This window comes from Methylobacterium sp. J-030, assembly GCF_022829545.1.
In the GTDB taxonomy this organism is placed as follows: Bacteria; Pseudomonadota; Alphaproteobacteria; order Rhizobiales; family Beijerinckiaceae; genus Methylobacterium.
In genome coordinates this window covers 52,799-69,759 of the sequence record NZ_JAKSYM010000158.1, presented here as the reverse complement: position 1 = coordinate 69,759, position 16,961 = coordinate 52,799, and the positions used below count along the sequence as shown (strand labels likewise).

The following is a 16,961-nucleotide window of genomic DNA, read 5'->3' as shown; positions in this document are numbered from 1 at the left end:
CGTAAAGGCCGTTCTGCACGTCCGCGTTGCGGACCAGGGTCCGGAACAGCGGCAGGGTCGTGTCGATGCCGTCGATCACGAACTCGTCGAGCGCCCGGCGCAGGCGCATCAGGCACTCGTTGCGGGTGCGGCCGTGCACGATGAGCTTGCCGATCAGCGAATCGTAGTTCGGCGGGATCCGGTAGCCCTGGAAGGCCGCGGAATCGACTCGCACTCCGAGGCCGCCCGGCGTGTGGTAGTGTGTGATCTCGCCGGGGGAGGGGCGGAAGGTCTCCGGGTGCTCGGCGTTGATCCGGCACTCGATGGCGTGACCCTCGATCTTGATATCGGACTGCCCGACCGAGAGCGCGCCGCCCGCGGCGACCTGGATCTGCTCGATCACGAGGTCGATGCCGGTGATCATCTCGGTGACCGGATGCTCGACCTGAATGCGGGTGTTCATCTCGATGAAGTAGAACCGCCCGTCCTCGTACAGGAACTCGATCGTGCCGGCGCCGAGATAGCCGAGCTCCTTCATGGCGTTGGCACAGATGCCGCCGATCTCGGCGCGCATCGACTCGTTGAGCGCCGGGGAGCCGCCTTCCTCCCAGACCTTCTGATGGCGGCGCTGGAGCGAGCAATCGCGCTCGGCAAGGTGCACGGCGCCGCCGCGTCCGTCGCCCAAGACCTGCACCTCGATGTGCCGGGGCTTTTCGAGATATTTCTCGAGGTAGACCGCGTCGTCGCCGAAGGCGGCCTTCGCCTCGGACTTGGCCATGCCGATCGCCTGCTCCAGATCGGCCTCGGTGCGCGCCACCTTCATGCCGCGCCCACCGCCGCCCGCCGCGGCCTTCACCAGAACCGGGTAGCCAATCTCGGCGGCGACGCGCTTGGCGGTATCGATATCCTCGACGCCGCCCTCGGAGCCCGGCACGCAGGGGATGCCGAGCTTCAAAGCCGTCCGCTTCGCCTCGATCTTGTCGCCCATGGTGCGGATGTGCTGCGCCTTGGGGCCGATGAAGCCGATCTGATGGTGGGCCAGCACCTCCGCGAACCGGGCATTCTCCGACAGGAAGCCGTAGCCGGGATGGACCGCATCCGCCCCGGTGATCTCGCAGGCCGCGATGATCGACGGGATGTTGAGATAACTCTCGCGGGCCGAGGGTGGCCCGATGCACACGCTCTCGTCGGCGAGGCGGACGTGCATGGCGTCGGCGTCGGCGGTCGAATGAACCGCCACGGTGGCGATCCCGAGTTCCTTCGCCGCCCGCAGGATGCGCAGGGCGATCTCGCCGCGGTTCGCGATCAGGATCTTGTCGAACATCGGATCCGTTAGGGCGTCCGCGCGGTCCGGACCGTGCTGGAGGCTCTATCCTCTGGTTAAGCGACGGGGCGTGCCGCCGGGCGACCTAGCTGATGACGAGCAGGGCTTCGCCGAACTCGACCGGCTGTCCGTCCTCGACGAAGATCGCGCTCACCGTGCCGGCGCGGGGCGCCACGATCTCGTTGAAGGTCTTCATCGCCTCGATGAGCAGGAGCTTGTCGCCGACCTCGACCTTCGCGCCGACATCCACGAAGGCCTTGGCGTCGGGCGAGGGGCGCAGATAGGCGGTTCCGACCATCGGCGAGGGCACGGTGCCGGCCTGCGTCCGCGACGGCTCGGCCGGCGCAAGTGCCGACTGCGCCGGAGCCGGAGCCATCGCAGCGACCGGCGCGGCCCCGGCGACCTGAACGCTCACGGGTTCGAGCCGCCGTACGACGCGGATGCGCAGATCACCCTTCTCGACCTCGATCTCGGAGAGGCCCGTCTCGGTGACGAGGTTGGCGAGCTCGCGCACGAGCTCGGGATCGATGGCGTCGTTCTTTGACATCCGGCCTACTTCGTATCGCGGCGCGTCGGTTCGTCCGTCGAGTCGGCGAAGGACCGCGGCCCTGCGGCTGGCGGCTCTTAGACGAAGGCGGCCCGGGGCGACAAGGCCGCGCCGGGCCGCCGAAGAACCCGCGCGCTCAGCAGGAGGCGTGGCCGCACTGGCGCACGTCGGCGATGGTCTTGCGCATCGGGTCGACCCCGACCGCGCCGGGGATCACCTCGTCGCCGATGATGAAAGCGGGCGTGCCCGACAGGCCGAGCCGGTCGCCGAGGCCGCGATTCTCGCTGAGCGCCGCCTTTACCTCGGGGGAGGCCATGTCCTTCTGCAGCTTGGTCGTGTCGACGCCGAGGTCCTTGGCGACCTGGATCGCCCGTGCACCGTTCACCCGACCCTTGGTCTCCAGCAGCTTCTGGTGGAACTCGAACAGCTTGTCGCCCTTCAACTGCTGGCGCACCGCGACTGCGACCTGGCTGGCCTCCAGCGATTCCGGGCCGAGCACCGGGAAATCCTTGATCACGACCCGCAGCTTCGGATCGGACTTGATCAGCGCCTGCACGTCGCCGAGCGCCTTGCGGCAATAGCCGCAGTTGTAGTCGAAGAACTCGACCATCGTGACGTCGCCGGACGGATTGCCGGCCACGACATCGTGCGGGCCGTTCAGGAGCGCGTCGCGGGCCTCCTTGAGGGCGGCGGCCTGGGCGAGGCGCTGCGTCTCGGCCTGCTGCTTCTCGGCCTCGGCCAAAGCTTCCTGCAGCACCTCGGGGTGCTTGACCAGGTAATCCTTGACGATCGCCTCGATCCCGGCGCGCTGCGCGTCCGTGAACGGTGAGGCGGCGGGCGCTTCGGCTGTCTGCGCGAGTGCCGGAACGGCGACAAGGCCGAGCGCCAGGGCCAGCGCGGGCAGGGGGCGGATGAACGGCATGGATCCTCGCTTGCGCGGCAAGCCGGCCCGCGCTGGGCGCGAGCGGTAGGGGACGGGTTTGGCGTTTTCACGGCACCGGGTCAATCGAATGCACGCGCGGTGATTGTGGCCGGTCAGGCGCGGTTGAGGCGCTGCACGGGGCGCTCTACCGTACCTAGTCCCGGCCGGATCGGTTCGGCCGTGCGGCTGCGTCCGGCCGAGAGAAGGAAGCCATGACCCCGATTTCCCGTCGCGCCGCCGCCGTCCAGCCGTTCCTCGCCATGGACGTGATGGCCGCCGCCGCCGCCAAGGCGCGGGCCGGCGCAGACGTGGTGCGGATGGAGGTCGGCCAGCCCTCGGCACCGGCGCCCCGCGCGGTGATCGCGGCCGCGCAAGGCGCGCTCGCGACAGGGCGGGCGCCCTACACGGAGGCCCTCGGCCTGCCGGCGCTGCGCGAGCGCATCGCCCGGGACTACGCGGAGCGGTACGGCGTCCCGGTGGTGCCGGAGCGGGTGGTGATCACAACCGGCTCCTCGGCGGGCTTCGTGCTGGCCTTCATGAGCCTGTTCGACGTCGGCGCACGGGTCGCTGTGCCGCAGCCCGGCTATCCGGCCTATCGCAACATCCTGGCCGCCCTCGACCTCGTGCCCGCGCCGATGGTCCTGCGTGCGGAGGATCGCTTCGCCCCGACCGCCGCGCTGCTCCGCGAGACGCATGCGCGGGGGCCCCTGGCGGGCGCGCTGGTGATGAGCCCCGCCAACCCGTCCGGCACGGTGATCACGGAAGCGGCCCTGCGGGACCTCTGCGCCGCCTGCCGCAGCCTCGGCCTGCCGCTGATCTCGGACGAGATCTATCACGGCTTGAGCTACGGCCAGCCGACCGTCACCGCCCTGCGCTTCGACCCCGACGCGGTGGTGATCAACTCGTTCTCGAAATACCATTGCATGACCGGCTGGCGCGTCGGCTGGATGGTCGTGCCGGAGGCGCTGGTCCGCCCGATCGAGCGTCTTGCGCAGAATCTCTACATCTCGGCGCCCTATCTCTCGCAGATCGGGGCGCTCGCGGCCTTCGACGCGACGGAGGAACTCGACGCCGTGCGCGACGGCTACGCCCGCAACCGCGCCAGCCTGCTCGACGCGCTCCCCGGCCTCGGCCTGGGCCATGTGCATCCGGCCGACGGCGCCTTCTACCTCTACGCGGACATCGCGAACCTCACCAACGACGCCGCGGGCTTCTGCCGGCGGATGCTCGACGAGGCGCATGTCGCAGCGACGCCCGGGCTCGACTTCGATCCGGATCTCGGCAGCCATCACATCCGGTTCTCCTTCGCGGGCTCGGAGGCCGAATGCCGCGAGGCGGTGGCCCGGCTGCGGACCTGGCTCGCCTGACCGCGCCACCGTCCTTGCGAGCGCAGCGAAGCAATCCAGGGTCGCGCAACCTTTGCCAGCGTCGCGCTATACTCGGTCACCTTGGCTTCGCGCGTGATGACGGGCCGGGCGACATCGACCGGAGAGCCCGGCCGGATATCCATCAGGAGGCTGCTGCCGGCACGAGGTCCCGGACCGCCGCTGGAAGCGCCGAGAAGTGCTCGATCACCCGGTCGGGCCCCAGCTCGGACACCGGCAGGTCGGTGTAGCCGAAGGTCACGGCGACCACCGGGATGCCGGCTGCCTTGGCGGTGTCGATGTCGGTGCGGGAATCGCCCACCATCACGGCGCAGGCCGGATCGCCGCCGGCCCGCTCGATCGTGCCGGTGAGGTGCCGCGGATCGGGCTTGAACTGTGGGAAGGTATCGCGGCCGCAGATCGCCGCGAAACGATGGCCGATTCCGAGGAGGCGCAGAAGTTCGACCGACTGTCCCTCGTACTTGTTGGTGCAGACCGCGAGGCGAAAGCCCGCGGCCTCCAGCGCGTCGAGCGCCTCGACCACGCCCGGGAAGAGATGCGACGTGTCGGCGAGATGGTCGCCATAATGGGCGATGAACGCCTCGAACAGCCGCTCGTGATCCTCCGGCGAGAGCGTGCGGCCCTCTGCCTCGAAGCCCCGCCGGATCAGGGCCTTGGCGCCCGCGCCGATCAGCCCGCGGGCCTGCGACAGCGGCAGCTCGGCCAGACCTTCGCGCCGCATCAGCACGTTGAGCGTGCCGATCAGGTCGCCCGCGGTCTCCGCCAGGGTGCCGTCGAGATCGAACACGGCGATGGGCGGGCGGGTCGTGGTGGCGGCGGACATGTTCGGGGGCACTCCTGGGTGGTACCGGCTTCGCTAACGGCGGGGGCCTCAACGGGCAAGCCGGCGACTCTGCGCCCCTGCGTCTCGCTCCATCGGCGGTCGCCGCGCCCCAGACTCGCCCGAAAGCCCGGCGAAAGGCAGGAGGTCTTCGCCCGGGAACCCGTGATGAAACCGTCCCTGCCTGTCCTGACCGCCTGCGCGACGCTCCACGTTCTGCCGGCCGCAGCGGCCTCCTACGAGTTCGTGCCCGCGCCGCAGACCGACCTGAACCGCATGTACCGGGTCGACAAGGTGACCGGCGAGGTCACGTCCTGCCAGTACGGGTTGCAGGAATCGGCAGGCGGCATCGGCCAGACGGTCTGCTTCGGCGCCGGCGAGGGCGCCGGGCCGCAGACGCCCTCGGAATATGGGCTGGTGGCGAGCCGCCACACCCGCGAGGCCGGCGTCTTCCGGGTGAACTACCGGACCGGGGAGATGAGCATCTGCTTCGTTCTGGTGAAGAAGGAGCAGGTGGTCTGCACCCAGCAGGGCAAGCCGGGCGCCGAGGGTTCCTCCGACGCGCCGCTGACCGGGCCCGCCCCCGGCCGGGCCGGAGCCAGCGCCACGCCCGCGCAGGGCGGACGTCCATGACGCGGCTTTACCGGTGCGGGCGTTCCGGTCCGCACGCTGCCGTGCTAGGGGCCGCGCGATCTTCGCGGACAGACCGGCCCTCCATGACGCGCGCACCCTCGCTTCACCTTGCCGACCGGGCGATCCCCCGGTGAGCGGGCCGGATCTGCGCCGGGCCGCTGCGGCGCGCGCCCTCGCGCTCGTCGAGCCCGGTATGCGGCTCGGCCTCGGCACCGGATCGACGGCGGCGGCCTTCGTGGCGCTGCTGGGCGAGCGCGTCCGCGGCGGCCTCGACGTCCTCGGCGTACCGACCTCGGAGGCGACCCGTGCCCAGGCCGAGCGCCTCGGCATCCGCCTCGCGACACTCGACGAACAGCCCGAGCTCGACCTGACCATCGACGGCGCCGACGAGATCGATGACAGCCTGCGTTTGATCAAGGGCGGCGGCGCGGCGCTCCTGCGGGAGAAGATCGTCGCCTGCGCGAGCCGCCGCATGGTGGTGATCGCCGACGCGGCCAAGCGCGTCGACCGGCTCGGAGCCTTCCCGCTGCCGATCGAGATCAATCCCTTCGGCCTCGTAGCCACGCACCGCGCCGTCGAGGCGGCGGTCGCGGGGGCCGGCTGCTCCGGTGAGGTCCGGCTGCGGCGGCACCCCGACGGCGCGCCGCTCGTCACCGATGGCGGCCACCATATCCTCGACGCCCATCTCGGCGCGATCCCCAATCCGGAGGCGCTCGGTACGGCGCTCTGGGCCGTGCCGGGCGTCGTCGAGCACGGCCTGTTCCTCGGCATCGCCGACGCCGCGATCCTGGCGGCCACACGGGATGGACAAGCCGACATCACCGTTCTCGGCAGCCTCGCCTGAGGCGCCGATTTCCTCGCAAGCCTTCCTCGCAGGATCAGTCCAGCATGTCCCGACGCCTCTCCGCCGCGCTCGGCCTCGCGCTCCTGGCGCTCCCGTCCGCGACCTACGCCCAGGCCCGCAAGCCCGCGCCGACCAAGCCGGCGGCCCAGCCCAATACACCCGCGGCCAACACCCCGGCGGCTTCGGCCTTCACGCCAAGCCACATCGCGCTCGCCCGCGAGGTGATGCTCTCCTCGGGCATCGCCCGATCGTTCGATTCGGTGCTGCCCGCCTTCGCCGATCAGATCCGCAAGCAGGCGGTCACCCGACCGGACCTCGCCAAGGACCTCGACGAGGTTCTGGCCTCGCTGCAGCCGGAGATGGAGCTTCAGAAGCAGCGCATGATCGACATCGCGGCCCGCACCTACGCGGCGAAATTCTCCGAGGTCGAGCTGCAGGAGATCGCGACCTTCTTCCGCTCGCCCGCCGGCAAGCACTACGTCGAGGCGCAGCCGCAGCTCCTCGACGAGATGGTGCAGGAGATGCAGGACTGGACCCAGGACGTGTCGGAATACGTCATGGTCCGCGTGCGCGCCGAGATGGGCAAGCGCGGGCACCAGATGCAGTGAGGGCGTCCGCTCGCGCGAGCGGTTCACCGTGAAGGCCCTTCCGCTCGCCCCCAAGGACGCGGCCGTCCGCTTCCACGGTGCCGGCGGCGTTCTCCTCGCCATCATGCCGCTCGCGATGGTGCTGGCTAACCGGGCGAGCCCGGTCGTGATCGGGCTGGCGGCGCTCGCCTTCCTGGCGGGGCGCCTGATCGAAGACCGTGCCGAGGCGCGCCGCCTGCTCCTGGCACCGTTGGCGAGCCCCCTCGCCGGCGCGGCGCTCGCCTTCCTGGCCTGGAGCCTGATCGCGCTCGTCTGGAGCCCGTTCCCGGCCGCGTCCCTGCGGGTGGCGGGTGAGTTCTTGCCGACGCTCATCGCCGCCTATCTCCTGGCTTGTCTCGCGCCCGGGCGGATCCCGGCCTTCGTGGCGCGGCTCGGTGCCGTGGCGCTCGTCCTCGCCGGCCTGCTGATCGCCGTGGATCTCGCGACCGATCTCGCCCTGGAGCGGGCGCTGGGGCACCGCCTGGCGGCCTTCGTGCACAACCGGCCCGCGCTCACCCTCGACCTCGTAGCGGGCCCGCTCGCGCTGGTCCTGTGGCAGGGCCGGACCCGCGGCCTCGCGGCGGCGGTACTGATCTTTGCGGCGCTCGGCGTGCTGCGCTCGATCAGCGGCGCCGCCCAGCTCGGCCTGCTCGCCGGCGCCGCGATGTTCGCGGCCGGTCGCCTGCTGCCCCGGCGCGTCGGGATCGGCCTCGCCGGCCTCGGCCTCGGCCTCGCCGTGGCCCTGGCCCCGGTCGAGGGCGATCTCCTCGCCCGCACCATGCCGGAGGCGGCGCACGAGCGCTTGGTGCAATCCTCCTCCCGGGCGCGGGTCGCCATCGCGCGCAGCTTCGGCGCGGCGGTGGCGGCCGATCCCTGGCGGGGCGCGGGCTTCGGCACGAGCGCGCGCTTTGCCGAGACACCCGTGGCGCAAGCGGTCCCCCCGGAGATCCGGGTGCTCCTCGGGGTCGGGCATCCGCACAACAGCTTCCTTCAGGTCTGGGCCGAGCTCGGCCTGCCCGGGGCGTTCCTCGCCGCGCTGACTCTGATGCTGCTCCTCGCCCGCATCGCCCGGCTCGAACAGCCGGACCGGGCGACGGCGCTCGGCCTCGTCGCCTGCGCGGCGGCGATCGCCTTCGTGGAGCATAACGGCTGGGCGGCATGGTGGACGGCGGGCCTCGGCGCTGCCATCACCTGGATGCGCGCCGCGCCCTGGTCCGGCGCGGTCCGCACACGCGACAGGGACAGCCCGGCATGAGCGATTTCGACGTCGACCTCTTCGTCATTGGCGGCGGTTCAGGGGGCGTTCGCGCGGCGCGGATCGCCGCGGGCTACGGAGCCCGGGTGATGCTGGCCGAGGAATATCGGGTCGGCGGCACCTGCGTGATCCGCGGCTGCGTCCCGAAGAAGCTGATGGTCTATGCCGGCCGCTTCGCCGACGAGTTCGAGGACGCCGCGGGCTTCGGTTGGACGGTGGAGAAGCCGCGCTTCGATTGGAGCGTGCTCAAGCGTCGCCGGGACGCCGAGGTCACCCGGCTCGAAGGCATCTACGACGCCAACCTGATCAGGGCCGGCGTCGAGATCGCGCCCGAGCGGGCGGTGATCGAGGATCCGCACACCGTGCGCCTCCTGAAATCCGGCCGCACGATCCGGGCGGAGCGGATCCTGGTGGCGGTCGGCGCGCATCCGGTGAAGGAGCCGGCGGTGCCCGGCATGGAGCTGGCGATCACCTCGAACGAGGTGTTCGAGCTGGAGAGCCGGCCGGAGCGTATCCTGGTGATCGGCGGCGGCTACATCGCGGTGGAGTTCGCCGGGGTGTTCGCGGCGCTCGGCAGCGTCACGACCTTGCTGCACCGGGGCGACAGGCTGCTGCGCGGCTTCGACGACGAGGTCCGCGACGCCCTCGCGGAAGCCTACGCTCACCGGATGGATCTTCGCCTCGGCCGCACCCTGACGGGCATCGCGCGGCGCGACGGCGCGCTCTGCGCCCGGCTCGACGACGGCAGCGAGATCCGCGCCGATCAGGTGCTGGTCGCAACCGGCCGGCGGCCCAACGTCGAGGGTCTGGGCCTCGACCGGGTCGGCATCGATCTCGACCCCGCCGGGGCGATCCCGGTGGACGCCTACTCGCAGACCAGGGTCCCGTCGATCTATGCGGTCGGCGACGTCACCAACCGCGCCAACCTGACCCCGGTGGCAATCCGCGAAGGCCACGCCTTCGCCGACACGATCTACGGCGGCAAGCCGTCCTGCGTCGATCACCGGCTGATCCCCACTGCCGTGTTCTCGACTCCCGAGATCGGGGTCGTCGGCCATAGCGAGGCGGCTGCCCGCGAGGTCTACGGCAAGATCGACGTCTACAAGGCGCGCTTCCGCCCGATGAAGGCGACGCTCTCCGGACGGGACGAGCGGATCCTCATGAAGCTGATCGTCGATTGCGCCACCGATCGGGTGGTGGGCGTCCACATCTTCGGTCACGACGCCGGCGAGGTCATTCAGGCCGTGGGCATCGCGGTGACGATGGGCGCCACCAAGGCCGATTTCGACCGAACCATCGCGGTCCATCCGACCGCCGCCGAGGAACTCGTGACGATGCGCGTGCCCGAGGTCACCAAGCACCCGGTCGGCGTCGGCTGAGGACTCCAGGGTGCGGGGCCTCGACGCCAAGCCCGACCGAGCCATATCAGGGGCATGGGCAAGCCGGGCGCAGGAGACGGACGAAGGGGCGACGCCGCGCATGCGCGGCGGCAGGCCATCATCGACGGCCTGCTGGCGGATGCCCTGCGCCCGGTCTTCCACCGTCCGCCGAGCCACGACGCCCTTTCGCCCGACATCCGCCGGGCGATCGACCGGCTGCTCGCCAAGGCGGAGTCGCAGCGCCGCCGCTGCCTGACCTACGACGACCTGGAAGAGGCCCTTCCGCCCCGGGACGTTTCCGCCGAGGATCTGGAGGCGATCTTCTGGATCCTCGCCGAGCACGGAATCGAGGTCGAGGACGGCGAGGCCTGAAGACGGGACGCGGCTGCCCCCTGGAATCGGGCACTCGTCAGCGTGCGGGAACCTCTCTATAAGCCGCGCTTCGCGCGTGAGGCGCGGTCGCACGAAGAGGTGCGCGGAGAGGGGCCATGGGCGAGCGTTGGACACCGAAGAGCTGGAGACATCTGCCGATCGAGCAGGTCCCCACCTATCCGGACATGGCCGCCCTGGGTGCCGTCGAGTCGCAGATTGCGAGCTTTCCGCCGCTGGTCTTTGCCGGTGAGGCCCGCAAGCTGAAGGCGGCGCTCGCGCGCGTCGCGGCGGGCGAGGCCTTCCTGCTCCAGGGCGGGGACTGCGCCGAGAGCTTCGACGAACATTCCGCCGACAACATTCGCGATTTCTTCCGGGTGTTCCTGCAGATGGCGATGGTGCTGACCTTCGCGGGCGGCTCGCCGGTGGTGAAGGTCGGGCGCATCGCCGGGCAGTTCGCCAAGCCGCGCTCCTCGCCGAGCGAGACGCTGGAGGGCGTGAGCCTGCCGAGCTACCGGGGCGACATCATCAACGGCATCGGCTTCACGGAAGAGTCCCGTGTGCCGGATCCGCGCCGCCAGCTCGAAGCCTACCGGCAATCGGCGGCGACGCTGAACCTGCTGCGCGCCTTCGCCACCGGCGGTTATGCGAATCTCGAGAACGCGCACCGCTGGATGCTAGGCTTCGTGAAGGATTCGCCGCAATCTTCCCGCTACCAGGATGTGGCAAGCCGGATGACTGACGCGCTCGATTTCATGCGGGCGATCGGCATCAATCCGGAGACCCATCCGGAGGTGCGGACCACGGATTTCTACACCAGTCACGAGGCGCTGCTGCTCGGCTACGAGGAGGCGCTGACCCGGGTCGATTCGACCACGGGCGACTGGTACGCGACCTCCGGCCACATGCTGTGGATCGGGGATCGCACCCGCCAGCCGGACCACGCCCACGTGGAATACGCCCGGGGCATCAAGAACCCGATCGGCCTCAAGTGCGGCCCGTCCATGAAGGCGGAGGGGCTGATCCGGTTGATCGACCTGCTCAACGCCGACAACGAGCCGGGCCGCCTGAGCCTGATCTGCCGGTTCGGCGCCGACAAGGTGGGCGACCATCTGCCGGCTCTGATCCGGGCGGTCGAGCGGGAAGGGCGAAAGGTGGTGTGGATCTGCGATCCGATGCACGGCAACACGATCCCGGCCGGCCGCTACAAGACCCGCCCGTTCGAGCGTGTGATGCAGGAGATCGAGGGCTTCTTCGCCGTCCATCGCGCCGAGGGCACGGTCGCGGGCGGCATTCACCTGGAGATGACCGGCAAGGACGTGACCGAGTGCACGGGCGGCGCTCGGGCGCTGACGGCCGACGATCTGCAGGACCGCTACCACACCTACTGCGACCCGCGCCTCAATGCGGAGCAGGCGCTGGAGGTGGCGTTCCGCACGGCCGAGCTGGTCAAGGCCGAGCGCAGCCACGTGGAGCACCCACGGCTCGACGCGGCGGAGTAGGGCGGGGGCTCGGGAAGCGCGCGCCCCTTTTCCCGGACACGTGGAGCGAAACGGAACCTGATCCGAGACCCAGCATACGAAGCATCGCGCCGACAGCTCCATGTGGACGGACGCTTCGCGAAGTCGCGTGCTGGAACCGAGGTCACATTCCGGTGGCGGTCCATGTGCCTGGGGAAGGGAGCGTGCGTCGAGGTCAACGCCGCGCTCAAGCGATGGCCCGGGCGGCCCCGTTCCACCGGTGGATCACCGCGGCGACCTCCGAGACGGGCACCGGCCGGCTGAACAGGTAGCCCTGGACCTCGTCGCAGCCCTCGGCGCGGAGCTGGGCGAGCTGCGCCTCCGTCTCGACGCCTTCGGCGGTGGTGGTCATACCGAGGCTGGCGCCGAGCCCGATCACCGCGCGCACGATGAAATCCGTGCCATCCTTGATGCAGAGATCGCGCACGAAGGACTGGTCGATCTTGATCTTGTCGAACGGGAAGCTGCGCAGGTAGCTGAGCGACGAGTAGCCGGTGCCGAAATCGTCCATGGCGACGCGGACACCCAGCGCCTTGAGGCTGTGCAGGATCGCGGTCGTGGCGCCGGGATTGGCAACCAGCACGGACTCGGTGATCTCGAGTTCCAGCCGCCGGCCGGGCAGACCGGTGCGGCGCAGCGCCTCTCGGACCACGTTGACGAGGCTCGCGGAGGTGAACTGCACGGCCGACACGTTGACGGCGACCTTCAGTCCGTCGGGCCAGCGGGCGGCCTCCTCGCAGGCCCGGCGCAACACCCACTCGCCGAGCGGAACGATCAGACCCAGCTCCTCGGCGATCGGGATGAACTCGGCCGGGGAGATGAAGCCGCGGATCGGGTGGTTCCAGCGGAGCAGCGCCTCGAAGCCGCAGATCCGGTCGGCGTCGAGGCTGTAGATCGGCTGGTAATAGACCTCGAACGATTCCCGAGCCAGGGCCTCGCGCAGATCCCGCTCCAGCACCCGGCGGGCCTGCAGGCGGGCGTCCATCTCGGGCTCGAAGAACCGGAACGAGCCGCGGGCCTCGGTCTTGCCGCGGTCGAGGGCGACCTCGGCGTTCTTCAGGAGCTTGTCGCAGCTCGTCCCGTCGCTCGGCGCCAGGGTGATGCCGATGGTCAGCCCGACGCTGACCTCGTGGCTGCTCAGGCTGTAGGGCGCGCTGACCACCTCGATGATCCGCCGGGCGAGAACGGCCGCGTCCTCCGGTCGGTCGATGCCGCGCTGGATTACGATGAACTCGTCGGCCCCGAGCCGGGCGACGCAGTCGATCTCGCGCACGCAGGCGGTGAGCCGGTTCGCCACCGCGGCCAGCAATTCGTCGCCGACCCCGTGTCCCAAGGTCTCGTTTACGGGCCGGAAATCGTCGAGATCGATCGCGAAGACCGCGAAGCCGTGATCGCGCCCCGCCTGCGCCACCGCCATCTCGATCTGTTGGCCGAGGGCGATCCGGTTCGGCAGCCCCGTGAGCATGTCGTGATGCGCCAGGAAGGCGATGCGGGCCTCGGCGCGCCGCCGGTCGGTGACATCCTCGTAGGTGGCCACGAATCCGTCGTCGGCGGTCTTGCGCCGCTCGATCGCCACGATGCGCCCGTTACACAGTTCCTGGAAGTGCGTGTGCCAGACGCCGCCGTAGAAGGCCTCGCGCTGCTCGCGCAGCAGGGTTTCGAGGTCGCAACCCGGGTGGTTGCCGGCCAGGAGGCTAACGTTCATCACCTCCATGGCGGCCATGCCGGGCACGACCGCGTCGGGCGCCAGCCCGTAGATCTCGCTGTAGCGTCGGTTGACCACCATCAGGCGGTCCTGCGCATCGTAGAGGCACAGGCCCTGCGACATGTTATCGAGGGCCGCGTCGAGGCGCAGGTTCGTCTCGGTCAGCCGATCCTCCTGCTCCTTCAGCAGGCTGATGTCGCTGCACATGGCGATGAAGCCGCCCTGCTGCGTGGCGCTGCGGCTGACCCGCAGCCATCGACCGTCCGCCAAGCGGATATCGCCGTCGCGGGCGAGCGCCCGGAAGCAGTCGCCGAGAGCGCTCGGTCCGGAAGGTCCGGCGGTCTCCGCATTTGCCCAGAGGGAGACCCCGGCCTCGATGGCCTCGCCCAGTCCGTCGAAGAAGCGCTGGGCCTGGGCGTTGGCCAGCGCGATCCGGCCGGCCGCATCGACGACGACCACGCCCTCGCGGGAGGTTTGGAGCGCATCGGTGACCAGCGCCTCGGCGCGGCGCCGCTGGCTGACCTCGCGGGCCATCATGACCTGGATGTTGTCACGCATGGCCGCCATGGAGCGGAGCAGGCTGCCGAGCTCGTCGCGGCCGCCGGCGGGGATGCGGTCCTCGAGCCGGCCGCTGGCGATGCGCTCCGCGGCGCGCGAGGCGGCGGCGAGCGGCCCGGTGATGCGGCGATTGAGCAGCCACGCGATCAGCGCGCAGGCGACGACTGCCAGGAGCGCCGCGATCGCGTTGACGCGCATCTCCCGGGCGACCAGGGTCCGCGCCGCCTGGCGGAACGTGAAGCCGTCGCCGGCCGTGTAGTTCACCAAGAGGTCGATCTGATTGTCGACCACGCTGGCCTGCTGATCCAGGGCATCCCACCGCTCAGGCCGGGCCGTCGCGGGATCGAGCGTGCGCCGCATCTCCTCCCAGGCGCTCACCGCCGCCTGGACGGCGCCAGCGGTCCGCACAGCCCGGTCTGACTGGGAACGCTCCACCGCGATCGTCAGATCCTCGGCTAGCGTCGTCGACAGATCCGCGATCTCTCCGTTCAGCTTGGCCGTCTCGGCCTCGTTGCGGAGGTGCATGCGCCGGGCGAAGGCGGTCCGCATCTTGGCGAAGTCCGCCGCCGTCGCCCGGGCGTAATTGATGGACATCAGCGACTCGTCGTAGGTCCGATTGACCAGCGTGCCGATGTGCGAGATCGCGATCACCGCGTAGAGGCCGAGGGCGCCCGAGAGCAGGCTCATGCTCAGGAACGCGACGAGGATCCGGCCGCGGATCGTGGTGAAGAAGCCTGAGAGTCCGCGTGCCCGCCTCGACAGCTTCGCCGGGCTTCGCTCCTCCGTCGCTGTCTCGGGGTTTTGCATCGCACCGGCCGTCGCGCCACAGGTTTGACCATCTGTAGTTGCCACATGTTAAGAGGCGCTTAGTTCGGAGACCCACCGTTTCGATTTAACTGCGCGGCGAGATAGCGCGTATTCCGGTCGATCGTGGTGAAACGGATGGAATTCGGGTTTCGATGAATGATTTTGCAAGGAAGTCTGTGCGACTTTGATCCTGCAAAGCCGAGGGATCACATGTCCGCTTGCGTATCCCGGATCGCCTTAAGCCTTCAGTGGCGGATCTCGGTCCCCGTCGTGCTGGCGCTCGCCCTGGGCGCGGCCTGCGGATTGCTCGTCACGGAGCAGCTCCAGGCCTCCGGCATCATGGTGTCCCAGAAGGGCCGGATGTTCCATCCCGACAACCTTGCGGTGGCGCGGGGCGAGGTGGTCACCTTCGTGAACGACGACAGCGACTTGCTGCATCATGTCTTCGTCGAGTCCGACACCTTCAACTTCGATTCCGGCGATCAGGAACCGGGGAGCCGCACGCCGATCACCTTCTCCGAGCGCGGCACCTTCCAGGTCCTGTGCGGCATCCACCCGAAGATGAAGCTCGTCGTCCGGGTGAACTGAGAGCCTGTTCGACCACCATGGCGTCGTGCAGGTTTGCACCGACCCTTTCCCGGGCGCATGCAGCGTACGCGGCCTGCGACGCGGGACCCAGCACACGACGGTGCGAAGCGTCTATCTGGGTGAACCCGTGCAGCTGGCGCTGCGCTCATTTGGCCGGATGCCGGACCAGGTTCCGCTTCGCTTCACCTGTCCGGGACAGGGCACGCAGCATAAGCCCGGGGGCCGAGCCTGTACCGAGTGCCCGGCCATACACCTCGGGAGGGCTGGGCCTCGACCTATTGAGTCCCTCAAGGAAGCCGCCCGCGCGACGCGGAACACCGTGTGCTCCAGTCAGACAGACCCTGAGATCGCCCCGATCGATCAGCGTTGGGCCGAACGCATCGGCGTCGGCGGCGGGGCTGCCTTCAGGCGTTCGATCGCCTGTCCGTCGCGCAGCTCCGGCGGCGGGCTATAGATGATGCGGCTGTCGGCCGCCAAGCCGGATCCCAGCTCGATGGTGCGTCCGAGGTCGCGTCTGATCGTGACGGTCCGCCACGTCACCCGGTCGTCGTCCCCGACCTCCGCGACCTGGAGGCCCTGGCTGTTGAAGACCGTCGCTTCCGCGGGCACCGCGACCGCCGGCTCCGAACGCGGGATCTTCAGGGTCACGTAGGCGTAGAGCCCAGCTCGCAATTGCCGGTCCGGGTTGGGCACGTCCACCTGGGTCGTGAGCGTGCGCGAAGCGGTGTTCAGGGCGACCGAGCTGCGCTCCACGAAACCGTCGAAGCTCTTGCCGGGAAGCTGCGGCACCGTGATCACCGCCTTGACACCCGGCTTGACGCCGACAGCGTCGTTCTGCGGCACATTCACGGTGATGCGCAGGGTGCTGTCTTGATCGAGGCTCAGCAGCGGCGTGCCGCCGTTATCGGCCCGCACGAGGTCGCCGACATCGACGTTGCGGATCGTGACGACACCGTCGAAGGGAGCCACGACGCGCTCGAACGCGGCCAGTGCCTTCAGCCGGTCGACCACAGCTTCCTGCGACTTGATGTTGGCTGTCGCCACCTTCACGCCGGCCTCCGCGGCGGCAAGCGTCGCGGCCTGCGACAGGACACCCGCCTGCGAGGTGTCGGCGTTCTGGCGGGAGGCCCAGCCCTGAACGGCCAGTGTCGTGGTCCGGTTGTTGGTGAGGTTGGCGAGATTGACGTTGGCGCGGGCCTGCTCGACCTGCGCCTGCGCCTGAAGGAGTTGCGCCCTCAATTGACCGACCTGCGCCTCGGCCTGGGCGAGTTGCTGATCGAGATCCGGGGCCGCGATCCGCAGCAGCAGGTCGCCGGCCTTCACACGCGCGCCGATATCGACCCGGCGCTCGGCGATGTAACCGGTGGCCCGGGCGGCGATCGCCGCCGTGGAGAAGGCCTGCATCTCGCCCGGCAGAATCAAGTCGATCGGACCCTCGGCGCGCTCGGCCGTCACGGTGCGCACCTGCGGCACGAGGGTCTTGATTCGCTCGAGCGTCGCGGTCGCCTCGGCGTCCCGCTGCCAGTGGCCGTAGGCACCCCAACCGACCAGACCGAGACCCACGAGACCGACGAGCAGGAACGGCATGATGCCGGGGGGCGGGGGGACGTCCTGCGCCGCGTCGTGCGCCTTCATCGATCGGCTCCCCGCCCCAACGCCCGCCGGGCTGTGGCGAAGGTAGCGGCCAAAACCCGCCGCGA

The 16,961-nt window shown here is 69.9% G+C and carries 15 protein-coding genes; 9 read left to right on the top strand and 6 right to left on the bottom strand.

The genetic code is table 11. The annotated features are described in order from the left end of the window. From accC to MKK75_RS09770, 3 genes are all read right to left on the bottom strand, one after another. A partial coding sequence (accC, locus tag MKK75_RS09780) for an acetyl-CoA carboxylase biotin carboxylase subunit (RefSeq protein ID WP_244042390.1) occupies nucleotides 1–1,303 on the bottom strand: 1,303 nt, incomplete at its 3' end. 85 nt (nucleotides 1,304–1,388) lie between these two features. Continuing rightward, a complete protein-coding gene (gene accB / locus MKK75_RS09775) occupies nucleotides 1,389–1,850 on the bottom strand; it encodes an acetyl-CoA carboxylase biotin carboxyl carrier protein (protein ID WP_244042389.1) in 462 nt (153 codons plus the stop codon). 136 nt (nucleotides 1,851–1,986) lie between these two features. Beyond that, nucleotides 1,987–2,772, bottom strand: coding sequence for a DsbA family protein (locus MKK75_RS09770; RefSeq protein ID WP_244042388.1), 786 nt, complete (start codon nucleotides 2,770–2,772; stop codon nucleotides 1,987–1,989). Nucleotides 2,773–2,984: 212 nt separating this feature from the next. On the opposite strand from MKK75_RS09770, the gene MKK75_RS09765 reads away from it, so the two are divergent. Then, nucleotides 2,985–4,139, top strand: coding sequence for a pyridoxal phosphate-dependent aminotransferase (locus MKK75_RS09765; protein WP_244042387.1), 1,155 nt, complete (start codon nucleotides 2,985–2,987; stop codon nucleotides 4,137–4,139). 142 nt (nucleotides 4,140–4,281) lie between these two features. On the opposite strand, the gene gph is transcribed toward MKK75_RS09765, so the two are convergent. After that, nucleotides 4,282–4,980, bottom strand: a complete 699-nt coding sequence (gene gph, locus MKK75_RS09760; protein ID WP_244042386.1) for a phosphoglycolate phosphatase — start codon at nucleotides 4,978–4,980, stop codon at nucleotides 4,282–4,284. Nucleotides 4,981–5,145: 165 nt separating this feature from the next. Between gph and MKK75_RS09755 the strand changes: the two genes are divergently transcribed. From MKK75_RS09755 to MKK75_RS09725, 7 genes are all read left to right on the top strand, one after another. Further along, nucleotides 5,146–5,610 carry a hypothetical protein gene (locus tag MKK75_RS09755; RefSeq protein ID WP_244042385.1) on the top strand — a complete coding sequence of 155 codons (465 nt, stop codon included), beginning with the start codon at nucleotides 5,146–5,148 and terminating at the stop codon, nucleotides 5,608–5,610. 130 nt (nucleotides 5,611–5,740) lie between these two features. After that, nucleotides 5,741–6,454, top strand: a complete 714-nt coding sequence (rpiA, locus tag MKK75_RS09750) for a ribose-5-phosphate isomerase RpiA (RefSeq protein ID WP_244042384.1) — start codon at nucleotides 5,741–5,743, stop codon at nucleotides 6,452–6,454. A gap of 44 nt (nucleotides 6,455–6,498) precedes the next feature. Next, entirely contained in the window at nucleotides 6,499–7,062 is a 564-nt protein-coding gene (locus MKK75_RS09745) for a DUF2059 domain-containing protein (protein ID WP_244042383.1), read from the top strand. Nucleotides 7,063–7,165: 103 nt separating this feature from the next. Further along, the gene (locus MKK75_RS09740) at nucleotides 7,166–8,335 is read left to right on the top strand and encodes an O-antigen ligase family protein (protein ID WP_244042393.1); all 1,170 of its coding nucleotides are present in this window, start codon (nucleotides 7,166–7,168) and stop codon (nucleotides 8,333–8,335) included. Further along, entirely contained in the window at nucleotides 8,332–9,714 is a 1,383-nt protein-coding gene (gene gor / locus MKK75_RS09735; RefSeq protein ID WP_244042382.1) for a glutathione-disulfide reductase, read from the top strand. The genes MKK75_RS09740 and gor overlap by 4 nt, the downstream gene beginning before the upstream one ends. A 54-nt stretch (nucleotides 9,715–9,768) precedes the next feature. Then, the gene (locus tag MKK75_RS09730) at nucleotides 9,769–10,086 is read left to right on the top strand and encodes an RNA polymerase sigma factor region1.1 domain-containing protein (RefSeq protein ID WP_244042381.1); all 318 of its coding nucleotides are present in this window, start codon (nucleotides 9,769–9,771) and stop codon (nucleotides 10,084–10,086) included. Between the two features lie 116 nt (nucleotides 10,087–10,202). Then, nucleotides 10,203–11,585: a class II 3-deoxy-7-phosphoheptulonate synthase gene (locus tag MKK75_RS09725; RefSeq protein WP_244042380.1), complete on the top strand. Its 1,383-nt coding sequence runs from the start codon at nucleotides 10,203–10,205 to the stop codon at nucleotides 11,583–11,585. A gap of 205 nt (nucleotides 11,586–11,790) precedes the next feature. Here MKK75_RS09725 and MKK75_RS09720 read toward each other — a convergent pair whose 3' ends face one another. Next, entirely contained in the window at nucleotides 11,791–14,673 is a 2,883-nt protein-coding gene (locus MKK75_RS09720) for an EAL domain-containing protein (RefSeq protein ID WP_244042379.1), read from the bottom strand. A gap of 210 nt (nucleotides 14,674–14,883) precedes the next feature. Between MKK75_RS09720 and MKK75_RS09715 the strand changes: the two genes are divergently transcribed. Then, nucleotides 14,884–15,261: a plastocyanin/azurin family copper-binding protein gene (locus MKK75_RS09715; RefSeq protein WP_244042378.1), complete on the top strand. Its 378-nt coding sequence runs from the start codon at nucleotides 14,884–14,886 to the stop codon at nucleotides 15,259–15,261. Nucleotides 15,262–15,621: 360 nt separating this feature from the next. On the opposite strand, the gene MKK75_RS09710 is transcribed toward MKK75_RS09715, so the two are convergent. Next, on the bottom strand, nucleotides 15,622–16,896 hold the full coding sequence (locus MKK75_RS09710) for an efflux RND transporter periplasmic adaptor subunit (protein WP_244042377.1): 1,275 nt from the start codon (nucleotides 16,894–16,896) through the stop codon (nucleotides 15,622–15,624). Nucleotides 16,897–16,961 lie beyond the last annotated feature (65 nt).